Source organism: Streptomyces rimosus subsp. rimosus, from assembly GCF_000720725.1.
GTDB classification, from domain to species: Bacteria; Actinomycetota; Actinomycetes; order Streptomycetales; family Streptomycetaceae; genus Streptomyces; species Streptomyces rimosus_A.
Genome location: NZ_JOCQ01000078.1, coordinates 1 through 22,426 on the forward strand (window position 1 = coordinate 1; position 22,426 = coordinate 22,426).

Here is a 22,426-nt window from a genome sequence, read left to right on the forward strand (position 1 = left end):
GCCCGCGCCCGCCGCGTAGCGCCCGGCCCGCCCCCCGCCCGCGCCCGCCGAGCAGCGCCCGGCCCGCCTCCGCCCCGTACCACCTCATTCGCACCACCAGCCCCTCCAGCCACCACAGCAGACAGGGGCTGGGCACGGGCGCTTGATCGTGGTTACGATACGTGTTGCGATCGCTACGGATCGTGCTCGCCGATCGGCTGGAGGTGCCGCCGTGCGTCCCTGGGCGGCGCTGGTTGTCCTGCTGTGCGGCACCTTCCTGGCCAACCTCGATGTCTTCATCGTGGTCGTGGCGATGCCCGCGCTGGAGCGGGACCTGGGCGCGGACGGCGGCCAGCAGCAACTGGTCCTCGCCGGATACCAGTTGGTCTACGCCCTCGGCCTGGCCGCCGGCGGACGGCTGGGGGACGCGCTCGGCACCCTGCGCGTCTTCGGCCTCGGCATGGCCGTCTTCACCGGCGCGTCGGCCGTGTGCGGCACGGCGCCCGCCACGGCCGTGCTGGTCGTCGCGCGGATGGTGCAGGGCGGCGGTACGGCGCTGATGGTGCCGCAGGTCTACCGCGCGGCGCGGACCCTGTTCACCGGCGCGGCGCAGCGCCGGGCGTACGCCGCGATCGGCGCGGTGATGGGGCTCGGCGCCATCGGCGGCCAACTGCTGGGCGGCTGGCTGCTCTCGGCCGACGTGCTCGGGCTCGGATGGCGCGCCGTCTTCCTCGTCAACGTGCCGGTGGGCGCCCTGGCCCTGGCGCTCCTGCCGTGGGCGGCGGGCGGATCGCGCCCCGAACGGCACGGCCCGGTCCGCGCCGACCTGCCGGGCATCGGCCTCGCGGCGGGCGCGCTCGGGCTGTTCGTCGTCCCGCTGGTGGCGGGCGGCGCGGGCGGCATGGTGTGGTGGGGACCGGCCTGCCTGGCCGCGTCGGTCCCGGTCGCGGCCTGCTTCCTGCGTCACGAACGCGCGCTGGACGCCCGGGGCGGCTCCCCGCTCGTACCACCGCGGCTGCTGCGGCTCGACGGCTTCCGCCGCGGCATCGCGCTGATCATCCTGATCAACTGCGGGCTCAGCGCGTTCGTCCTGATGCTCGGCCTGCTGCTGCAACGCGGGCTCGACTGGAGCCCGTTGCACACCGGCCTGGGCATGGCCCCGGCGGCGGTCGCCTTCGCGGGCGGATCGCTGCTCGCGCCGCGGCTCGCCCGCGGCGCGGAGCCCCGGCTGCTGGTCCTCGCCTCCCTCGCCGCCACCGCCGGCTACGCGTGCTCCGCCGCGACCGCCCTCGGCACCGACCCGCGCCTGCTGATCGGCACGGTCTGCGCCGTCGGCGCCGCGCTCGGCCTGTGCGTCACCCCGGCCCTGTCGGTGACCCTGCGGACCGTGCCGGACGCCGTCGCGGGCGCGGCGTCCGGCGTGGTCTCCACGGCCCAGCAGCTCGGCGCCGCGCTCGGCGTGTGCGTCTTCGGCTTCCTCTTCTTCGCCCAGATCCGCGCCACGGCCGATGTCGTCGGCGCCTTCGCGGTCACCACCGCCGCCCTGACCACGACGTCGGCCGCCGCCGGTGTGCTCGCCCGCGACCTGCCCCGGGCCGCCGTGCCCGCCGGCCCCCTGGAGGACGTCCCCGGTTCCCCGGCGCCGCGCGACCTTTCGCTGTGACACCGGAAGGGCCGCCGCCCCTTCCCGACCGTACGGAGATCCGCTTGTCCCTTCATTCCCGGCCCGTCGCGCGGCCGAGCGCCGAAGACCGGCTCGCCGAGGCCGTTCCCCGGGTACGGCAGTACCTGGCCGGGCTCCTCGACGGCTACCGGCCCCGGTACGCGCACCTGCGGCCCGCCCTGGAACGGCTCGTCGCCGACGGCCGGCGCAGCCCCCTCGAATGCGCGCTGCCGCTCCTCGTCCACGGCGCCGTCGCAGGCGGCCTGGAGCCGGCCGTGCCGGTGGCCGCGGCGCACGTCCTGTGGTGGCGGGCCGCCAACACCTTCGACGACGCGTCGGACGGCGGCCAGCGCACCCGGCTGTACGGGGGCGACCCGGCCACCGTGCTGATCGCGGCCCTGGAGTGCGGTTACGCCCTGCCCCTGCGCGCCCTGGCCGCGCTGCCGGTGCCCGCGGCGCTGCGCGAGCGGCTGGCCGCGGACTTCCTCGACGGCTGGACCGCCGCCTGCGACGGGCAGGTGGGCGACCTCCTCGGCACGCCGGCCGGGACCAGCCCCGAGGAGGTGCTGACCGTCTACCGGCACAAGAGCGGCGCGGTCTACGGCATGGCCGCCACCATGGCGGCCCGTCTCGCGCTCGGCGCGGACGGCACCGACGAACCGCGGGCCGCCGCCTGGGGCGCGTTCGGGCAGGCCGTCGGCCTGCTCGCGCAGTTCCGCAACGACGAGGACGATCTGCGCTCCGGCCACCACGAGGACCTCGGCAACCGGACCGCCACCTATCTGCTGGTCCAGCTGCTGCACGCGGCCACCGACGCGGGCCGGGAACGCGCTCTGGAACTCCTCGGCCGGGCCGCCGACTCGGCCGCCGACCGCCGGGAACTGGCCGCCATGATGCTCGCCCCGGACATGCTGGCCCCGTACCGGCGCTTCCTCGCGGACATCCACCAGCGCGCCCACGCCCTGCTGGACACCCTCGCCCCCGACTCGCCGTTCACCGCCTGCCTGCACCGGCGCGTGGACGACGAGGTACGGACCACCGCGCACGCCGTCGCCCCGGCGGGGCCGCACGGCGCGCACTGCACCCTGCCCCCGGGGCCGGCGGTACCGGCCGGCCGTGCCCGGGGGCGGTCCGGTCAGAAGGTGTAGGAGGGGTTCACCTTCATGCAGGCCTTCTTGTCCTCGCCGTTGAGGGCGTCGGCGCTCTCCGGGGCCTTGTCGGCCTCCTTCTTGTCGTCCGGCGGCTTCGGGAACGAGGTGCCCTTGCGCCAGTCGTTGCCGACCACCAGCCGTAGATGGGTGGCCGTACTGGACGCCTTGAGGGCGGACTTGGGCAGGCCGAGGGCCTTCGCGAGGGCGAGGGCGTCGCCGCTGCCCTCCTTGGCCGGGTAGGTGATCGTGGTGTCGGCCTGGGTGGTGAGGCTGGAGTCCGTGGAGGCGCCCGTGTAGCCGAGGCCCACCAGACGGTTGTAGATCACGTTCGCGCGGCCGGACACCGGGCCGCGGACCGTGCTGTTGGTGCCGTTCTGCACGATGACATCCAGCTTGTCCTTGGCGGTCGTCGGCTGCGGCTCGGGCGCCGGCTTCTTTTTCTTCGTGTCCCTGCCGTCCAGCCCGGTGTCGTTGCGCAGGAGGGAGAAGGTCTGCTCGGCGTCCCCGGGCTTGGGTACGACGTACTCGCCGCCCGCCGCGTACTGCCACGGCATGGTGACCATCGTGATCCGCTCGGTCGGCACCCGCTGGAGGTCGCCGCCCAGGTCGTACAGCTTCTTGACGCTGCCCAGGCCCTCGTCCACGGTCAGCGCCTTGGTGGCGGCCTCGGCCAGGTCGCGCAGTTTCATCGGGTCGGTGAGCTTGGTGCCCGCCTTCAGCTCGCGGACCATCGAGTTCATGTACATGTGCTGGGCCTTGGCCCGGCCGATGTCGGTGTTGTCCTCGAAGCCGTACCGGGTGCGCAGCCACTGGAGGGCCTGGACGCCCTTGACCGAGTGGGTGCCCGCGGTCAGCTTCAGACCGCTGCCGTGGCCCTTCTTGTCGTGCGAGTAGACGTTCTTGTCCACACACACGGGGACACCGCCGATCGCGTCCGCCATGTCCACCACGCCGGCGAAGTCGACCATCATGAAGTGGTCGATGTAGATGCCGGTCAGCTCCTTCCAGGTGGCGACCGTGCAGCCGGGGCCGCCGTGCTGGAGCGAGGTGTTGATGGCCGCGGTGGTCTGCGGGTAGACCTTGCCGTCGTCCGGGTCGGTGCACTTCGGGATCGTCACGCGGGTGTCGCGCGGGATCGAGATGACCGACATGTTGCTGCGGTCGGCGGAGACGTGCACCAGCATCTGCACGTCCGCCAGCGGCTTGCGGTCCGCGTCCTGGCGGGCGCCGCCGAGTTCGATGTTCTTCTCGCTGTTCCGGCCGTCCGAGCCGAGCAGCAGGATGTTCAGCGGGGTCTGCCCGAAGGCGTTCGGCGCGGGTTTCTCCAGGCCGCCGGAGCCCAGGTCGAGGGCGTCCTTGCGGAGGTTGCTGTTGAGGTGTTCGTAGTACCAGTAAGCGGCCCCGGCCGTGCCGGCTATCAGGATGGCGAGGGTGATCGCGCTCCAGCGCAGCACGCGCCGGGTCTTGCTGCGCGGTTTGCCGGCGCGGCGGGTGCCTTTGCCGGCGGGGTCGGTGTCCGGGGCGTCCGCAGTGTTCGCGGCGTCTTCGGGAGCGGGGCCGTCGGGGGGTGAGCCGTCGGGGGTGGCGGTGCCGGTCGGGGCGGTACGGGGAGTGGCGGTACGGGGAGCGGCGGTACCGGCCTGGGGCGCGGAGCCCTCGGCCGGTACCGCGGCGAGCTTCACCGTCGAGTCCGTCGAGTCCGTCGAGTCCGTCGAATCCTTCGAGTCCGCCGCGTCCTTCGTGGCGGTGGCCGGACCCGTGACGCCCCCGGTGATCACCGGGGGCGTCACGGCCTGGCCGGTACCGGCCACCGGTGTGCCGGTGATGCCCGGGGCGGCGGGAGCGGCGGGAGCGCCGGCATCCGCCGCGCTCCGCGGCTTCTCGGCGGGTCTGGTACGGCCTGCCGCCGCCTCCGCGTTCTCCTCGTCCTCGTACAGGCTGTCGTCCCAGCCCAGATCCTTGGCGTCCGGCCGGCGCCGGCGCGGTCCGTTTCCGCGCACACTGCTCTGCCGCATTGGGTTCTCCCCCGTCAGTCGGCGCCGGTCACGGCGGCCGGGGCTCGCTTGGTCGTTCGGCTGCCCCGTGCAGCCGTGGCCCGGCCGGGGAGCCCGGCCGGTGTCCTGCTACTTGGCGCAGACGTTCTTGTCGTCGGCGTTCACGTTCTGCACGCCGTCCGGCGTCTTCGTCGGCGCCTCGATCGACTTGCCCGCTCCCTGGAAGTCCTTGCCGAGGATCAGCTTCATGGGGACCTTCGGCCCCGCGTCCGCGGTGGTCTTCTTCAGCGCGCTCTTGGGCAGGCCCATCCAGGCGGCCAGGGTCGCGGCCTGGTCGGCCTGGTTGGGCGCGTACTCCAGGCGGGTCGCGGCCAGCTTCGTCGGCGCGTTGCCGGCGTTCGTCGACAGCTTCGCGGCCTTGCTGTTCTGCAGCCAGTCCACCGTCTCCTGCGCGGCGCCGATCGGCCCGCCGCCGTTGCTGACATCGACCCGGACCTTGTCGGCCGGCGCCTTGGGAACCTGTTTGTCGTCCGAGGTGCCCTCGCCCTTCTTCTCTTTCTTCTCGTCGGTCTTGGACAGCGAATGGTCGGCGCGGATCATCTGGAACAGCGGCGCGGCCTTCGCCTCGTCCAGTACGACGGTCGCACGGTCCTTCGGGTTGTCCAGGACGGGCACTGTGGCGAAAGTGATGTTCTTGATGTCGACCCGGCTGAGGTCCTTGGCCAGGTCCACGAGCTTGCCCGCGCTGCCGATGCCGGTGTCCACGGTCAGCGCCTTGGTGGCGGCCTGGGCCAGGTCGTAGAGCTTGGGAACGCTGGTCAGGGTGTCGCCGGACTTCATCTTGCGGATCATCGAGCCGATGAACTGCTGCTGGAGCTTGATGCGGCTCAGGTCGCTGCCGGTGCCGACGGAGTGCCGGGTACGGACGAACGCCAGCGCCTGCTCGCCCTTGACGACGCTCTTGCCCGCCGGCAGGTGCAGATGGGACTTCGGGTCGTCTATCGGCTTCGCGGCGCACACCTCCACGCCGTCCACCGCCTCGGACAGCTCCTTGACCGCGTTGAAGTCGGCCATCATGAAGTGATCTATGGACAGGCCGGTCATCTTCTCCACGGTGCGCCAGGTGCAGCCGGGGTCGCGCTCCTCCTGGCCCAGGCTGGTGTTGAAGCGGACGTTGCGCTCGCCGGGGATGGTCTTCGTGGTGCCGTTCTTCTTGGTCGGGCAGTCCGGGATGTCGGTGATCATGTCGCGGGGGATGCTCAGGGCCGTCGCGTTGGACCGGTCCTTGGAGACGTGCATCAGGATCGTGGTGTCCGCGTGGCCCACGCTGCCCGCGTCGCCGTAGCCCTGGTTGCCCTTCCCGGAGCGGGCGTCCGTGCCGATGATCAGGATGTTGACCGGGCCGTCCTTGACCGCCGGGTTCTCCTTGCCGACGTCGACCTTGGAGATGTTCCCGTTCAGCTGCTGGTAGAGGTAGAACGCGCCGCCGCAGCCCGCGACGAGGACGAAGCCGAGCGCGCCGGACGTCCAGTAGAGCGCCTTCTTCTTGGCGGACTTCTTCGGCTTGGGCTTACGGCGGCTGGGCGGGGTGCCGCCGCCGGTGCCGCCACCGGCCGCGCCGCCGCTCGCCGAACGGTTTCCGGCCCGCCGGTCGCGCTGGGCCGGCACCTCGCGCGTGTCGCCGTCCGTGCGGGACCGGCCGCGTCCAGAACCGTTTTGCCCCGTGCCGTTGCCCGGGCCCCGTGGCCCTCGGGGCCCCTCGGGCCCGGCCGGTCCGCTGCCGCGTCTGGGCGCCGGAGTCCCGCGGTCGGCCGGCTGCGGTGCCGGAGCGTCGGCAGGGTCCAGCCGCAACTCGTAGTTGCCGGTTTTGGGATCGAACACCCACTGATCAGCGGGATCGAAGTCGTCCGCTCGCCCACGGCCTTGCGCGTCCACGGTGCCTTGTGTCCTCCGTCGGTGCCACGCGGCGCCTCCCCCTCAAGGCGCTCGGTCGGTCGGTTGTGCAATGCGCGGTCAGCCTGGTCGTGCGGACCGGATCGCTCACACTATCCGCCCAGTTCAGCGTCGAGCGACGCCCGTGACAAATTCCACTCCCCTACAACTGGGCAATTCACCCCAACCTTTCGACAGCTTTCGAGCAGCCGACTGTACCTTTGCGGAGCTTTTATCGGCAGATCCCGCGCTCTGCGGTGGTCCCCCGGAACGTGGGCTCGGACGGCGAAGGCGAACCGTCCGCGGCGCCGTTCGCGGAATCCTCCCGCGGCCCGGACGCCGGGCCCGGCCCCGCCGGAGCAGGCGAGGAAGGCGCGGACGTGGGCCGGACGGCCACCGGGAGGTCCTTGCCCAGCTGCCGGAAAAGGTGCTCAGCGGCCGGCTGGGCGAGTTCGTCGCGGTCCGTGTCGTAGCGGTACTCCTGGCGCGGAACGGTCAGGAACTGCACCTTCTCGGTCGGAATGCTGCGCAGGCCGCGTACCCATTCGTACAGGCCGCGCAGCGACGCCAGGTCCTCGTCGGTGGTCAGGGAACTCGTCGCGGCGTCCAGCAGCGGGTAGAGCCGGCGGGGATTGAGCAGCACGCCATTGCTCTGGACCTTGTTCACCAGCGCCGCGAGGAACTGCTGCTGGCGTTCCATGCGCTGGGTGTCGCTGCCGTCGCCCAGGCTCTTGCGGGCCCGTACGTAACCGAGCGCGTCCTCGCCGCGCAGCGTCTGCCAACCGGCCGGCAGCCGCAGCTGCGCCTCGTCGTCCTTGACGGGCCGTTCCAGGCACACATCGACCCCGTCCACCGCGTCCACCATTTTCTTGAACCCGGTGAAGTCCACGATCATGTGGTGGTCGACGCGAATGCCCGTCATCTTCTCGACCGTACGGATCGAGCAGGCCGCGCCCGCGAACTCGAACGCCCAGTTGAACTGGTTGAATTGCGGCGCCGACTGCTTTCCGTCGAAACGCTTGCATTCGGGAATCTGCACCATCAGATCCCGCGGGATGCTCACCGCCGTCGCGCTCTGCCGGTCCGCCGAGGCGTGCAGCAGGATCGTGGTGTCCGAGCGCTGGGTGCCGTTGTCGGCGCCGTATTTGCCGTTGTCCTCCCCGGAGCGCCGGTCGGTGCCGATCAGCAGGACGTTCTCCGCGCCGCCCGGCTCGGACCTGGGGCGCTCGGCCTCGTACTTCTCCAGCTCGTTACGGGTGTCCGGGTCGGTACGGAGATTGCCGTCCAGCTTGGTGTAGACCAGCCAGCCGAGGCCGGTCAGGGCCAGCACCAGTACGCAGAGCCCGACGGCGGTCCAGCGCAGCCACCGCCGCCCCGGCCCCGGCCCGGTGGACGTCGCGCCGCTCTCCGCCGCGAGGTCCAGCGGCGGAGCGGCGGGCGGGGCGTCGCGCGCACCGGTCCCGTCGGCGGGGTCCCGCGGGCCGTGCGGCCCCGGCCGGCCGGAAGGATTCTCCGGGCTGTCGGTCACGAGTGCGTCCCCATCCCTCCGGGAGTCGGCGTCGCGCCCGCGCGGGCCGACTTCCGGAAGGGCCGGACGTGCGGACCCGCGCGACGGCGTCCGTACTCCAAGATCATGGCCCGCGCGGCGCCGCCCGGCCCCTCACGGAGCGCCGGGCGTCCGCCGGACGGGGGAGGCTCACCCGGCCCGGTGGGTGACCCGCTCGCTCTCCTCGCGCTTGGCCAGGCCGTCCGCGTCCAGCCGGTCCAGGTTGCGGCACAGTACGACGGAGCCGCCCGCGGCGAGCGGGGCGAGCAGGCCGGCGGACAGGCCCGTCCAGGTGTCGTACGGCAGGCCGGACAGCAGCCGGGAGCCCGTGGACAGCCCGCGCTCCGCGGCGTCGGCCAGCGCCGCCGCCACGGTTTCGGCGCCGGTCAGCTCCCGGCCGTCCACCGCGAGCGCCGGGTCCTGCGGGTCCACCGGCGCGTACGGCGCGAACCGGTCGCCCTGGCCGGGCACCTCGGCCGCGTAGTCCGCGAAGCCCGCCGGCGGCTGCGGGAAACGGCCGCCCAGCGGGCGCAGCGCCAGCGCCACCCGCTCGCCCCGGCAGGCGCGCGCCTCCTCCAGCGTGTCCGGGCCGCTCACGACGACGTCGGCCGCCGCCGGGTCGCCGCCGATGTCGGCGACCACGCCGACCGAGGAGCAGGCCAGCAGCCATACGGCGGTCTGCCAGTGCGCGGGCAGCAGCAGCGCCAGCCGGTCGCCGGGCTCGGTGGCCAGGTCGTCCTGGAGGTAGTTGGCGGTCTTCGCCACCCAATTGGCGAAGGTGGCCACGGACAGTTCCACGCGCTCGCCGGTGGCATCGTCGTAGAAGGTCACCAGCGGCCGGGAGGGGTCCGCGGCGAGCGCGGAACGCAGCAGGTCGGCGGGGGTGCGATCGGTGGTGTTCATCGGCGTCAGGGTACGCGCGGGGGCGGCCGGCGGTCAGCCGGACGGCGGGCGGGCGCGGGGCGCGCGGGCCGACGCGCCGTCAGATTACGAATGGCATGTTATGCCCTATTCGTTCACGATTTCCGCATGCGTGCCATTCTTGCTACCTCGATCGCCGTGACGTGCACCGCCGCACTCACCCTCCCGATCGCCCTCCCCGCCGGAGCGACCGCCCCCGAACGCGCCGCCACCTCCACCGCCGACGGGGCCCGCGCGCCTTCCGCACAGGCCGCCCCCGACGGCATCCCCGGCAGCACCCGCTCCCTCCCCCTGCGCCCCCTGCGGTCGTCGGACCGCGGCGCCGCACCCGGCGCCCAGGGCCTGGCCGCCTACGGCGTCGCCCCGTTCTCCCTGGTCGGTGTCGTCTGGGACGACCCGGCGGCCGCGCTCGACGGCCAGGTCCAGGTCCGTACCCGGCCCGCCGGCGGCACCGGCTGGACCGGCTGGCAGGACATCCAGGCGCACGACGACGACGCGCCCGACCCGCGCTCCGGCGAGGTGCGCGGTTCCGTACGGGGCAGCACCGCGCCCCTGTGGGTCGGCTCCTCCGACGCCGTGGAACTGCGCGTCGTCCCGGAGCGCGGCAGCACCGGCCGCGCGCCGGCGCACCGTTCGCTGCCCGCCGGGATGCACCTGGAACTCGTCGACCCCGGCACGGACTCGCCCCAGGTGCGCGCGGCACGGACGGGCGGGCGGGCAGCCGGCGGCAGTCGCCCCGAGCCGCCGCGCAGCTCCGGGACCCTCGGGTCGGTCGGCTCCGCCCTCGACTCCCTGCTCGGCGTCTTCCGCATCCCCGCGGTGAACACGCCCACCCGCCCCGGCGACGATGACGACGACCCGTCGGTGAGCCGCCCCGGCACCCCGAGCCCCGGCACCTCCCAGCCGCCCACCGCGCCCCGCTCGCACGTCGGCCCGCGCCCGGCCATCGTCACCCGGGCCGGCTGGGGCGCCGACGAGAAGCTGCGCGAGCGGAACTTCGCGTACACCAGGACCGTCAAGGCGGCCTTCATCCACCACAGCACCACCGGCAACAACTACACCTGCCGACAGGCGCCTTCCGTCCTGCGCGGCATCTACCGCTACCACGTCAAGAGCAGCGGCTGGCGGGACATCGGCTACAACTTCCTCATCGACAAGTGCGGCACCGTCTACGAGGGTCGCGCGGGCGGCGTCACCAAGCCGGTCAAGGGCGCGCACACCCGCGGCTTCAACGAGAACACCATGGGCATCGCCGTTCTCGGCACGTTCGAGAATGCAAATCCGCCAACCTCGGCCGTTTCCGCGGCGGCACGGCTGGCGGCGTGGAAACTCGGGTTGTACGGCATGGACCCGCGCACCACAACATCCCTAGTTTCCGGCGGCGGCAACCGGTACAAGAAGGGCACCCGGGCTAGGCTGCACGTCATCTCGGGCCACCGGGACGGCTTCTCCACCGAGTGCCCCGGTGACCGCCTCTACCGGAAGCTCGGCAGCGTACGCAGTTCCGCGGCGCGCCTCCAGGGCCGCTGAAAGTCCGTTCGAAAGCATCTGCCTACACTGGTCCGCCGACCGGCCGACCCCAGCAGGAAGCAGAGAAGACAAGGTGACAGAAGCGATCCTCCTGGTCGGCGGCAAGGGCACCCGACTGCGCCCGCTGACGGTGCACACGCCCAAGCCCATGGTCCCGGCAGCCGGTGTCCCCTTCCTCACCCACCAGCTGGCGCGCGCCCGCGCGGCGGGTGTGGAGCACATCGTGCTGGCCACCTCCTATCTCGCCGAGGTCTTCGAGCCGTACTTCGGCGACGGGTCCGCGCTCGGCCTGCACCTGGAGTACGTCACCGAGGAGGAGCCGCTGGGCACCGGCGGCGCCATCCGCAACGTCGCCTCCCGCCTGCACTCGGCACCCGACGACCCGGTCCTGATCTTCAACGGCGACATCCTCACCGGACTGGACATCGCGGCCCTGGTGGACACCCACCGCACCACGGGCGCCGATGTCTCGCTGCACCTGACCAAGGTCGCCGACCCGCGCGCCTTCGGCCTGGTGCCCACCGACGCCACCGGCCGGGTCACCGCCTTCCTGGAGAAGCCGCAGACGCCCGAGGAGATCGTCACCGACCAGATCAACGCGGGCGCCTACGTCTTCAACCGCTCGGTCATCGACACCATCCCCACCGGCCGCCCGGTCTCCGTCGAGCGCGAGACCTTCCCCGGCCTGCTGGCGGACGGCGCCCACCTCCAGGGCATGGTCGACTCCACCTACTGGCTCGACCTGGGCACCCCGCACGCCTTCGTCCGCGGCTCGGCCGACCTGGTGCTGGGCCGCGCCCCGTCCCCGGCCGTGCCGGGCCGCTGCGGCGACCGGCTGGTGCTGGACACCGCCGAGGTGGCGCCGGACGCCAAGCTCACCGGCGGCACCGCCATCGGCTCCCGGGCCCGGGTCGGCGCGGGCGCGCGCATCGACGGCAGCACGGTCCTGGAGGGCGCCGTCGTCGAGCCGGGCGCCCAGGTCCGCGACTCGCTGATCGGCGCCGGGGCCCGCATCGGCGCCCGTACCGTCCTGGAAGGCGCGGTCATCGGCGACGGCGCGGTCGTCGGCGCCGACAACGAGCTGCGCGACGGCATACGGGTGTGGTGCGGCGCGGAGATACCGGAGGCGTCGGTGCGGTTCTCGTCGGACCAGTAGGCCGCTTTTCTTCGGGTCGGCAGGCGAGGGAGACCCCTGCCACTCCGCGACCTCGCGCCCCCTCACCGCGCACCCGCATCACTTACCCTGGCCGGATGCCCGCCCCCCTCCGCCGCACCTGGGCCCCGCCCGGCCCGTACGACCTGCACCGCACCCTCGGTGTGCTCGGGCGCGGGCCCGGCGATCCGGCCTTCCGGGTGGCGGACGGCGCCGTGTGGCGGGCCAGCCGTACGCCGCACGGGCCGGCCACCTTGTGCGTACGGGCACGATCGGGCGCCGGACAGATCGAGGCCGAGGCATGGGGCCCGGGCGCCGAGTGGATGCTCGACGGGCTGCCCGCCCTGCTGGGCGAGGGGGACGACCCGGCGGCCTTCACCCCGCGGCACCGCCTCGTCCACGAAGCGCGCCGCCGCCATCCCGGCGTTCGCCTGGCCCGCACCGGGCTGGTCCTGGAGTCGCTGATTCCCTCGATCCTGGAGCAGAAGGTCACCGCCGACGAGGCGTACCGCGCCTGGCGACTCCTCCTCCAGCGGCACGGCGAGCCCGCGCCCGGCCCCTGGGACCGGCTGCGCGTGATGCCCGATCCGCGCGGCTGGGCCCTGATCCCGTCCTGGGAGTGGCACCGCGCGGGCGTCGACCAGAAGCGGTCGGCCACGATCCTGCGGGCCGTACGCGTCGCCCGCCGCCTCGAAGAAGCAGCGGCCATGGACCTGCCGGACGCGCTGCACCGGCTCCAGCTGGTCCAGGGCATCGGCCCGTGGACGGCCGCCGAGGCGCTCCAGCGTTCCAACGGCGCGCCCGACGCGATCACCGTCGGCGACCTCCACCTGCCGCGCATCGTCGGCTACGCGCTGACCGGGCGGCGCGACGGCACCGACGAGCAGATGCTCGAACTGCTCGCCCCCTACGAGGGCCAGCGCCACCGCGCCGCCCGCTTCATCCTGCTGTCGGGCCGCACCCTGCCGCGCCGCGCGCCGCGGTTCCCCGTGGGGGACATCGCGCGGCTGTAGCGAACGGCGGACGTACGAGTGCTCAGCGCACCACCACGAAGTCGTCGCCCGCGCGCGGCGGACGCGGGCGGGGCGCCGCCGCGGCGCGGCCCACGGCGACCGCGCCCATCGGGTCCCAGTCGGCCGGGAGGTCCAGCACGTCCCGTACGACCTCGCGGCAGAACATCGTCGAGGACACCCACGCCGAGCCCAGCCGCTCCCCGGCCAGCGCGACCAGGAAGTTCTGGATGCCGGCGCCGTTGGCGACGACGAACATCTCCCGCTCGGCGGCGTTGCGCCGCGCGTCCGGATACGTGTGGGAGCCGTCCATCACCAGGCACGGCACGACCAGGTACGGCGCCTTGCGCAGCACATCGCCACGGCGCACCCGCTTGGCGATCGACTCCTCGCCGAAGCCGTCCCCGCGCAGGTCGGCGATCCACGCGTCCCGCATCGCGTCCAGCAGTTCCGTACGCGAGCGCTCGGACTCCAGGAGGACGAAGCGCCAGGGCGTGGTGTGGTGCGGCGCGGGCGCGGTGACCGCGGCGGCGACCGCGCGCCGGACCGCGCCGGGGTCCACCGGGTCGTCGGTGAACTCGCGGACCGTACGCCGCAGGGTCACCGCTTCCCGCACGGCCTCGGAGGTGCCCAGCCGGAACATGTCGTCGGCGGCGGACCGCACCAGTTCCCGGGCCCCGGCGTCGGCGGTGTCGTCGGCGTCGCCGCCGGTCCCGCCCGTACCGCCGTCGCACACCACGTGGGGCAGCCCGCGGACCACCGCGACCGGCAGCCCGGCCGCCTTGCCCTTCACCAGGTCACCTGCCGCGGCCAGTTCGTCGGCGGTGGCGACCACCGTCGCGCTGAGCGGATTGCCGTACGCGTCCACGCCGCCGCGCAGGTCGTCCAGCACCCGCACCCCGGCCGCGCCGATCGCGACATCCGTCAGCCCGCTGCGCCACGGCCGCCCGAAGGTGTCGCTGACGATGACGCCGACGCGTACGCCCAGCGCCGCCAGCAGCCCGTCGCGGATCGCGCGGGCCGAGGCGTCCGGGTCCTCGGGCAGCAACAGGACCGTTCCGGCCGGGGTGTTGGAGGCGTCCACGCCCGCCGCCGCCATGACCAGGCCCTGCCGGTTCTCCACGATGCGCAGCGTGCCGCGGCGCGCCACGACCCGTACCGTCTCCCGGTCGATGGCCGCCTCGCGGTCGGCGGCCTCCATGATCCGGCCCTCGGCCTTGCTGACGATCTTCGAGGTCACCAGCAGCACATCGCCGTCGGCCAGGCCGGGCAGCCCGTCGGCGGTCGCCGCCGCCGCGATGATCTTGGCGAGGTCGTCGCCGTCCCGCACCTCGGGGATGCCGGGCAGCGCCCACACCCGGTACGCGGGGGCCGCCCCGGGATCGCTCATGCGCGGACCTCCTCGGCCAGCGCCAGCGCCTCGCGGGCCATCGCGGCCGTCGCGTCCAGGTCCGTCATCATCAGCGGTACGGCCTTGCAGCGGATGCCCGCCTCCTCGACCCGGGGCACCGCGGCGGCGTCCACCGTGTCCACGAGCCAGCCGTCCAGCAGCCCGGAGCCGTAGTGCTCGGCCACCGCGGCGGCCGTCGACTCGACGCCGACCGCGGCGAGGACCTTGTCCGCCATGCCGCGCACCGGCGCGTCACCGACGATCGGCGACAGCCCGACCACCGGCACCCCGGCGTCCGCGATCGCCTCGCGCACGCCCGGCACCGCCAGGATCGTGCCGACGCTCACCACCGGGTTGGACGGCGGGAAGAGCACCACGTCCGCCTCGGCGATCGCCTCCAGCACGCCGGGCGCGGGCTTGGCCTGCTCAGCACCGACCGGCACCACCGCCTGCGCGTCGACCGAGGCGCGCAGCCGTACCCAGTACTCCTGGAAGTGGACGGCCTTGCGCTCGCCGTCGATGTCCACGGCCACATGGGTCTCGATCCGGTCGTCCGACATCGGCAGCAGCCGCACCCCGGGCTTCCAGCGCGCGCACAGCGCCTCGGTCACCGCGCTGAGCGGGTAGCCGGCGCCGAGCATCTGCGTACGGACGATGTGGGTGGCGAAGTCCCGGTCGCCGAGCCCGAACCACTCGGGCCCGACCCCGTAGGCCGCCAGCTCCTCCTTGACCCGGAAGGTCTCGTCGGCCCGGCCCCAGCCCTGCTCCTCGTTGATGCCGCCGCCGAGCGTGTACATCACGGTGTCGAGGTCCGGGCAGACCTTCAGCCCGAACAGGTGGATGTCGTCACCGGTGTTGCCGATGACCGTGATGTCGGCGTCCGGCGCCGCTGCTTTCAGACCCCGCAGGAAGCGGGCGCCGCCGATGCCGCCGGCGAGAACCACAATGCGCATGGGGCCAGCATGTCAGGGCGCGACCGCCTCGTGGGAGGCGCCCGTCGCGCAGCGGGCGCTGTGCATGGGCATCTCGGTCAATCCGGGGAAGTACACGTGCAGGCTGATCGCCGGTGCCAGCGCGTCGTTGACGACCTCGTGGACGTAGCCCGGAGCGAAGACGCGCTGCGCGCCCGCCGTCAGGGTGCGGTGCCCGGTCGTGGTGTGCTCGCTCAACTCGCCCTCCAGCACGGTCAGTACGCCGGAGGAGGGGCCGTGGTCGTGCCGCCCGCTGCCCTGGCCGGGCAGCCAGGACAGCAGCCAGACCTCGTAGCCCGGCCCCTGGCGCAGCCGGTGGTACCAGCGGGTGGTGGCGTCGTAGCGCACCAGCGGGGCCCAGGCGGCGCGGTCGGCGGCGATCTCACGGGCGAGTCCGGCGAACCCGGCGACGGTGACCGGGTGGGCGGGGACGGGCGGGAGCAGGTGCGGGACGGCGAGCGGGTCGCCGGCGATCTGGACGTCGCTGTTCATGTTCGGGAATTCCTCGGCAAGGTGCTCAGGTGGCGCAGATCGGATGACGCGAAGGACGCGGCAGGGGTGCTCCGCGGCGCGGGGTGCGCGTGACGGGCACGGGGGCCGTGCGGCGGGGTACTGCGAGGTGCTGCGGGAAAAGAAGCTGGAGCTCGGTGGCGTCAACAGCTGGAACAGCGACAGCGGGCCTGGGCAGCGCAGCGGGACCCGTAGGCACGGGTCAGGCGGAGCGCAGGAATCGCTGGCATGCATGTAAGGAGACCGGGTACTCGGCGCCGTGTCAACCGGATGCCGGGTTTGGGCGAGATGTTTCACCTCATCCGGTTGCTGCGCCCGGCGAAAGGTTTGTGCATACGGGGTTCGGAGCAGACGGCCGACATCCGCGCGCCCCTGTGCGCCGTTGCGGTCTCGTGACCTGAATGTGATCCGGCCCGCTTCGGTGCGCGAGGTGCAACGGCTGCGGCGCCCGTCGCGTCCTTGGGTGTGAGAAGGAAGTTACGGGAGATACGCCTGGGGAAGTGTCCTGTTTTTGACTGATTTGAACACTTTCTGCAAAGGCTTGGTTCCGCAGAGTGAATAAGGGGCCCAATAGCAGATCTCGGCTTGACTGGCCCGGATCGGCACACTTGTAATTTCACTCGTGTCGTTCAGCCGTCATCGGTAACGGCTGCATCACGGGGACGCAAAGACAGACGAGGGGCGCACATGACCGAGCTGTTCCAGGAATTGCTGGTCGAAGAGGCGGACGAGGAGCTCGGCTGGCAGGAGCGCGCGCTGTGCGCCCAGACCGACCCCGAATCCTTCTTCCCGGAGAAGGGTGGCTCCACCCGCGAGGCCAAGAAGGTCTGCCTCGCGTGCGAGGTCCGCTCCGAATGCCTTGAATATGCCCTCGCCAACGACGAACGCTTCGGCATCTGGGGCGGACTGTCCGAGCGCGAGCGGCGCCGGCTCAAGAAGGCAGCGGTCTGACGTCCGGCCGCACGGCCCGGCCGCCGGGCCACAGCACCTCCCCATATCCCCCAAACCTCTCCATAGACAACGGTCCGCCTCCGGCGCCCACGCGCCGGAGGCGGTCGCCTGTGTACGCGGCCGACGGACGCGCGGCCCGGAACCATTAGTGTGGGGCCGCGTCCGAGGCGCACCGACGCCCTGACGGGCACCCGGCCACGGCACGTGCCGTCGCCCGCACCGCGTCGCCGTCCGTCGCAGTCCACAGCGAGCGCTATGCCGGGGGAGGACCCCGAGACCCCCGGGGAGGGCCCCTACCTCGATGTCCCTGCACAGTCAGCCGGCCGCCCAGGCCGCGCAAGCCGCCGCCCAGTACCACGACGGCACCCCCGAGTTCCCCCGGCACGTCGTCACCGCCGTGCTCGTCTCGCACGACGGCGAACGCTGGCTGCCCGACGCGCTGGCCGGGCTGCTCGGCCAGGAGCGCCCGCCCCAGCAGATCGTCGGCGCCGACACCGGCAGCGCGGACGCCTCCGCCCGGCTGCTCGGCGAGGCCCTCGGCGACGACCGGGTGCTCCACCTCGCCCGCCGCTCCGGCTTCGGCACCGCCGTCGACGAGGCCGTACGCGCCGCCCCCGTGCTCGGCCCCGACGACCTGCCCTACCTGCAACGCCCCAGCGGCTGGGACCCGGTCAGCCGCACCTGGCGCGACGACGCCTACGACCTGCCGGAACTGCCGCACGGCGAACCCGTCCAGTGGCTGTGGCTGCTGCACGACGACTGCGCGCCCGAGCCCGGCGCCCTCGCCGAACTGCTGCGGGTGGCCGACGCCAGCCCCTCCACCGCGATCGTCGGCCCCAAGCTGCGCAGCTGGTACGACCGCCGCCAGCTCCTCGAAGTGGGCGTCAGCATCGCCCGCAGCGGCCGCCGTTGGACCGGCCTGGACCGCCGCGAACAGGACCAGGGCCAGCACGACCAGGTCCGCCCGGTGCTGTCCGTGTCCAGCGCGGGCATGCTCATCCGGCGCGACGTGTACGAGCAGTTGGGCGGCTTCGACCGCCGACTGCCCCTGATGCGCGACGACGTCGACCTGTGCTGGCGCGCCCAGGCCGCCGGACACCAGGTCCTCGTCGCCCCCGACGCGGTCCTGCGGCACGCCGAGGCGTCCGCCCGCGAGCGCCGCCCCATCGACTGCGTCGGCCGCTCCGTCGCCGGACCCCACCGGGTCGACAAGGCGGGCGCCGTCTACACCCTCCTCGCCAACACGCGCGGCGTCCTGCTGCCGTACGTCGCCCTGCGCATCGTCCTCGGCACCCTGCTGCGCGTCCTCGCCTACCTCGTCGGCAAGGTCCCCGGCCAGGCCCTCGACGAACTCGCCGGACTCTTCGGCACCCTGCTGCGCCCCGGCACGATCCTCGCCGCGCGCAGGAAACGCGGCCGGCCCGCCGTCGAAGCGGGCGAACTGCGGCCCCTCTTCCCGCCGCCCGGCGCGACCGTACGGGCCACCGTCGAGCAAGTCGCGGGCAACCTCACCGGACGCTCCGCCCCCGAAGCCGCCTCCGCGGGGCGGCACGGCGCTGTCGAGTCCGGACCCGGCGGCGACGACGCCGACTACCTGGAGATCGAACAGTTCGCCCGGCTCAAGCGGATCGCCCGCCAGCCGGCCCCGGTGCTCTTCCTCGTCCTGCTCGTCGTCTCCCTCATCGCCTGCCGCTCCCTGCTCGGCTCCGGCGCCCTCACCGGCGGCGCCCTGCTGCCCGTCCCCGACGGCCTCGGCGACCTCTGGTCGAGCTACCTCGACGGCTGGCACGCCACCGGCACCGGCAGCACCGCCGCCGCGCCCCCCTACCTCGCCCTCCTCGCCCTGGCCGCGACCCTCTTCCTCGGCAACACCGGCCTGGCCATGACCGTGCTGCTGGTGTGCTCCGTACCGCTCGCCGGACTGAGCGCCTACTTCGCCTCCCGGCCGCTGGTCGCCTCCCGCCTGCTGCGCGCCTGGGGCAGCGTCGTCTACGCCTTCCTGCCCGCCGCCACCGGCGCCCTCGCCGGCGGCCGCATCGGCACCGCCGTCCTGGCCATCCTGCTCCCGCCGATGGCCCGCGCCGCCGTCGCCGCAAGCGGCCTGCGGCTGACCCCCGGCACCCGGCCCAGCTGGCGCGCCGCCTGGGCCTACGCGCTGCTGCTCACCTTCACCGCCGCCTTCACCCCGGTCGTCTGGCCCGCCGCCGTGGCCCTGGGCCTCGCCCTGCTGGCCCTGCGCGCCTTCGACGGCAACCGCGGCCTGCTCCTGCCGTACGTGCTGCGCTTCCTCGCCGTCGCCGTCACCCCGCTGATCGTCCTCGCGCCCTGGTCGCTGTCCCTGCTCACCCACCCGGCCCGCTTCTTCCGCGAAGCCGGACTGGACCTGGGCGCCGGACCGGCCACCGTCCTGGACCTGGTCGGCGTCAGCCCCGGCGGCCCGAAGGCCGTCGGCGGGGTGCTGCTCCTGGGCATCGTGCTGGCCGCGCTGGCCGCCACCCTGCGCGCCGACCGGCAGTTCGCGGTCCGTACGGCCTGGGCCGTCGCCGTGACCGGACTGCTCCTCGCCGTCCTGGCCAACCGCTCCGCGTGGGCCGGGCCCGCCGCCCTCGTCTACGGGCTGGCGCTGCTGTGCGCCGCCGCCGTCGGCGCCGAGGGCATCCGCTCCCGTATGGAAGCCGTCGGCTTCGGCTGGAAGCAGCCGGTCGCCGTGCTGATCGCGCTGTCCGCGCTGATCGCCCCGCTGTACGCGGCGGCCGGCTGGATGATCACCGGCGCGGCCGGGCCGGTGGAGCGCCGCGCCGCCGTCCAGGTCCCCGCGTTCGTCGCCGAGGACTCCGGCTCCGTCGACCGGGCGCGCACCCTCGTCCTCGACGGCGACGCCGGACACGTCGCGTACACCCTGGTACGCGGCTCCGGCGCGCGCCTCGGGGACGCCGACATCGCCGCCGAGACCGGCGAGGACAAGCGGCTCGGCGGCATCGTCGCCAACCTCGTGGCCGGCTCCGGCGCCGACCAGACCAACCAGCTCGGCGGCTACGCGATCCGCTACGTCCTGGTCCGCGACGGCGCCCCCCGCCAGATGGGCCGCGTCCTGGACGCCACGCCCGGCCTGACCCGGCTCAGCCAGGAGGACGGCAGCGCCCTGTGGCGCGTGGACCAGCGGGTCGCACGCGTCGCGATCGTGCCGTCGGAGACCAAGGACGGCACCCGCGCGGGCCGCGCCGCGGCGCCGGTCCCGGTCGCCGCCGGACCGGTCGAGTCCCACACCGACCTGCCCAACGGCCCCGACGGCCGGGTGCTGCGCCTCGCCGACACCGCCGACGCGGGCTGGCAGGCCACCCTCGACGGCAAGGCCCTGAAGCCGGTCACGGTCGACGGCTGGGCGCAGGGCTTCACCCTGCCCGCGAACGGCGGACGCCTGGACCTCACGTACGACGACCCCATGGGCCACACCCTGTGGCTGTGGGCCCAGGGCCTGCTCGCCGTCGTCCTCGTGGTGCTCGCGCTGCCGGGCCGCCGCCGGGAGATCGACGACGACCTGCCCGAGGAAGGCACGGCGGCGATGTCCGCGCCCGCCGCCGCGGGCGAGGGCCGCCGGGCCCGGCGGCTGCGGGCGGCCCAGGCCGCCGGCGCCCCCGAAGGCGCGGAAGCGGGCGTCCCGGCGCCGCGCACCGGCGACGAGCCGGTGACCGACCCGATGGCGCCCGCGGGCGCCGGGCACTCCGATCCGATGGCCGGCCCGACGGGTGATCCGATGGCCGATCCGATGACCGGCCAGACCGCCGATCCGTATGCGGCCGTTCCGCAGCAGCAGGTCTATGACCCGCAGGGCTACGGACAGCAGCACGGATACGGACAGGAGCAGCCTTACGAGGCGGGCGACCCGTACCAGGGCGCGCAGCAGCCGTACGGGCAGGGCCAGGACGCTCCGCCGTACGGTCAGGACGCGGGTGCACCGTACGGCCATGACCAGTACGGCAACCCGTACCCCGCCCCGTACCCGCCGGACCCGGACCAGGCCGCCGCCCCGTACCAGCCCGGCGCCTACGACCCGTACTACTACGGCCAGCAGCCTCACCAGCCCCAGCAGCCGCCGCACCAGCAGCCCTACGGCGACGGCACGACGTACCCCGGCTCCTACCGCGAGCCCCGCCGCGACGGGAGCGACCAGCAGTGAAGCGCACCATCATGTCCCTGATCGGCGCGGCCGTGGCGCTCGGCGCGGTGACCGGCGTCGCCGCCGTCGCCGCGCCGGACGGGCCGCGGGAGAGCGCGGCCAAGGGCGGCACCCGGCTGCCCGTCGAGCGGTCCGCGCTGCTGTGCCCGCCGCCCACGTCCTCGGAGGTCGGCGACACCACGTACACCGCCTTCACGCCCAAGGGCACGGGCGGCAAGGCGGGCTCGCAGGGCACCGCCGGACTGCTGCCCGCGCAGCCCGGCAAGCAGCAGGACGGCAAGGGGAAGCCTCCTCAGGACGACAAGGACAAGGGCGGTGAGCAGGGCGCGCAGGCCGACGCCCAGCCCGTCGCGCCCCTGAAGCAGCCCGGCACGCCGGTCACCGCGACCACGGACCGCGCGGACGCGCCCGCCCTCGTCGGGGCCGCCGACGGCGCCCTCGCGCCCGGCTGGACCGTCCAGCAGACGACGAGCGTCGCGGCGGGCAGCGGACGCGGCCTGCTCGGCCTGTCCTGCGCGGCGCCCGACACCGACTTCTGGTTCCCCGGCGTGAGCACCGCCAAGGACCGCCAGGACTACGTCCACCTCACCAACCCGGACAACACCCCGGCCGTGGTCGACCTGGACCTGCGCGGCAAGGACGGCCCGGTGCAGTCCGCCTCCGGCGAGAACATCAGCGTCCCGCCGCACGCCACCGTGCCGGTGCTGCTCTCCACGCTGACCGGTACGCCCACCCAGGACGCGGCGCTGCACGTGACCGCCCGAGAGGGCCGGGTCGGCGCCTCCGTACAGGCCGCCGACGCCAAGCTCGGCGGCGACTGGCTGCCCGCCGCGGCCGACCCCGCGCCCGGCCTGGTGCTGCCCGGCATACCGGCCGACGCCACCTCCGTCCACCTCGTCGCCGTCGCCCCCGGCAAGCAGGACGCCGACCTCAAGGTGCAGCTGGCCACCCCCAGCGGCCTGATCACCCCGGCCGGACTGGAGACCTTGCACGTCAAGAGCGGCATGATCACCACCGCCGACCTCAAGGACCTCACCAAGGGCGAGGCGGGCTCGCTCGTCCTCACCCCGGCGGACGGCTCCACGGCACCGGTCACCGCGGCTCTCCGGGTCACCCGTGGCAAGGACGACAAGCAGGAGATGGCCTTCATCCCGGCGACCCGGCCGGTCGGCGAGCGGGCCACCGCCGCCGACAACCGGGAGAAGGGCAGCACGCTGTCCCTGGTCGCGCCGGAGAAGGGCAAGGACGCCAAGGTCACGGTCACCGCGTCGGCGGGCAGCGGAGGCGGTACGCCGGTCTCGAAGACGTACACGGTCAAGGGCGGCAGCACCCTCGCCGTCGAACCGCCGCGCCCGCAGGGCCTCAAGGGCTCCTACGCCCTGACCGTCACCCCGGAGGCGGGCAGCGGCCCGGTCCACGCGGCCCGCACCCTGGCGCTGCCGCAGGGCGGTCTCCCGGCCTTCACCGTGCAGACGCTGCCGGACGACCGGGGGACGGTCGTGGTGCCGACGGCGGGGGAGGACCTTTCGCTGCTGACGAAGTGAGGAC

The 22,426-nt window shown here is 73.8% G+C and carries 15 protein-coding genes; 8 read left to right on the forward strand and 7 right to left on the reverse strand.

The features are described 5' to 3' along the window. The first annotated feature begins 211 nt into the window (after positions 1 to 211). Positions 212 to 1,642, forward strand: coding sequence for an MFS transporter (locus IH45_RS0130940; RefSeq protein WP_050515304.1), 1,431 nt, complete (start codon positions 212 to 214; stop codon positions 1,640 to 1,642). A gap of 44 nt (positions 1,643 to 1,686) precedes the next feature. Then, positions 1,687 to 2,790 (forward strand): class 1 isoprenoid biosynthesis enzyme, encoded by a 1,104-nt coding sequence (locus tag IH45_RS0130945; protein ID WP_030676021.1) that lies wholly within the window; start codon positions 1,687 to 1,689, stop codon positions 2,788 to 2,790. Here IH45_RS0130945 and IH45_RS0130950 read toward each other — a convergent pair. The 4 genes from IH45_RS0130950 to IH45_RS0130965 all read right to left on the reverse strand — a co-directional run bounded on the left by IH45_RS0130950 (position 2,778) and on the right by IH45_RS0130965 (position 9,168). Further along, on the reverse strand, positions 2,778 to 4,808 hold the full coding sequence (locus tag IH45_RS0130950) for an LCP family protein (protein ID WP_030676024.1): 2,031 nt from the start codon (positions 4,806 to 4,808) through the stop codon (positions 2,778 to 2,780). The genes IH45_RS0130945 and IH45_RS0130950 overlap by 13 nt on opposite strands. A gap of 108 nt (positions 4,809 to 4,916) precedes the next feature. After that, positions 4,917 to 6,722 carry an LCP family protein gene (locus IH45_RS0130955; protein ID WP_030676027.1) on the reverse strand — a complete coding sequence of 602 codons (1,806 nt, stop codon included), beginning with the start codon at positions 6,720 to 6,722 and terminating at the stop codon, positions 4,917 to 4,919. Between the two features lie 229 nt (positions 6,723 to 6,951). Continuing rightward, the gene (locus IH45_RS0130960; protein WP_030676030.1) at positions 6,952 to 8,247 is read right to left on the reverse strand and encodes an LCP family protein; all 1,296 of its coding nucleotides are present in this window, start codon (positions 8,245 to 8,247) and stop codon (positions 6,952 to 6,954) included. Positions 8,248 to 8,415: 168 nt separating this feature from the next. Beyond that, a complete protein-coding gene (locus tag IH45_RS0130965; RefSeq protein WP_030676032.1) occupies positions 8,416 to 9,168 on the reverse strand; it encodes a TIGR03089 family protein in 753 nt (250 codons plus the stop codon). Between the two features lie 126 nt (positions 9,169 to 9,294). On the opposite strand from IH45_RS0130965, the gene IH45_RS0130970 reads away from it, so the two are divergent. From IH45_RS0130970 to IH45_RS0130980, 3 genes are all read left to right on the forward strand, one after another. Next, positions 9,295 to 10,716 (forward strand): peptidoglycan recognition protein family protein, encoded by a 1,422-nt coding sequence (locus IH45_RS0130970; protein WP_030676035.1) that lies wholly within the window; start codon positions 9,295 to 9,297, stop codon positions 10,714 to 10,716. Positions 10,717 to 10,789: 73 nt separating this feature from the next. Continuing rightward, positions 10,790 to 11,872, forward strand: coding sequence for a mannose-1-phosphate guanylyltransferase (gene manB, locus IH45_RS0130975; protein WP_030676038.1), 1,083 nt, complete (start codon positions 10,790 to 10,792; stop codon positions 11,870 to 11,872). Positions 11,873 to 11,967: 95 nt separating this feature from the next. Continuing rightward, entirely contained in the window at positions 11,968 to 12,882 is a 915-nt protein-coding gene (locus IH45_RS0130980) for a DNA-3-methyladenine glycosylase family protein (protein ID WP_030676040.1), read from the forward strand. Positions 12,883 to 12,904: 22 nt separating this feature from the next. On the opposite strand, the gene IH45_RS0130985 is transcribed toward IH45_RS0130980, so the two are convergent. The 3 genes from IH45_RS0130985 to IH45_RS0130995 are packed head-to-tail and all read right to left on the reverse strand — an operon-like array spanning position 12,905 to position 15,732. After that, positions 12,905 to 14,269 carry a coenzyme F420-0:L-glutamate ligase gene (locus tag IH45_RS0130985; RefSeq protein ID WP_030676043.1) on the reverse strand — a complete coding sequence of 455 codons (1,365 nt, stop codon included), beginning with the start codon at positions 14,267 to 14,269 and terminating at the stop codon, positions 12,905 to 12,907. Next, the gene (cofD, locus tag IH45_RS0130990; protein WP_030676045.1) at positions 14,266 to 15,222 is read right to left on the reverse strand and encodes a 2-phospho-L-lactate transferase; all 957 of its coding nucleotides are present in this window, start codon (positions 15,220 to 15,222) and stop codon (positions 14,266 to 14,268) included. The genes IH45_RS0130985 and cofD overlap by 4 nt, the downstream gene beginning before the upstream one ends. Before the next feature lie 12 nt (positions 15,223 to 15,234). Continuing rightward, the gene (locus IH45_RS0130995) at positions 15,235 to 15,732 is read right to left on the reverse strand and encodes a cysteine dioxygenase (protein WP_030676048.1); all 498 of its coding nucleotides are present in this window, start codon (positions 15,730 to 15,732) and stop codon (positions 15,235 to 15,237) included. 705 nt (positions 15,733 to 16,437) lie between these two features. On the opposite strand from IH45_RS0130995, the gene IH45_RS0131005 reads away from it, so the two are divergent. From IH45_RS0131005 to IH45_RS0131015, 3 genes are all read left to right on the forward strand, one after another. Then, a complete protein-coding gene (locus IH45_RS0131005; RefSeq protein ID WP_003983763.1) occupies positions 16,438 to 16,701 on the forward strand; it encodes a WhiB family transcriptional regulator in 264 nt (87 codons plus the stop codon). 301 nt (positions 16,702 to 17,002) lie between these two features. After that, positions 17,003 to 20,878: a glycosyltransferase family 2 protein gene (locus IH45_RS0131010; protein ID WP_030676051.1), complete on the forward strand. Its 3,876-nt coding sequence runs from the start codon at positions 17,003 to 17,005 to the stop codon at positions 20,876 to 20,878. Then, positions 20,875 to 22,422, forward strand: a complete 1,548-nt coding sequence (locus tag IH45_RS0131015) for a DUF5719 family protein (protein WP_030676054.1) — start codon at positions 20,875 to 20,877, stop codon at positions 22,420 to 22,422. The genes IH45_RS0131010 and IH45_RS0131015 overlap by 4 nt, the downstream gene beginning before the upstream one ends. Positions 22,423 to 22,426 lie beyond the last annotated feature (4 nt).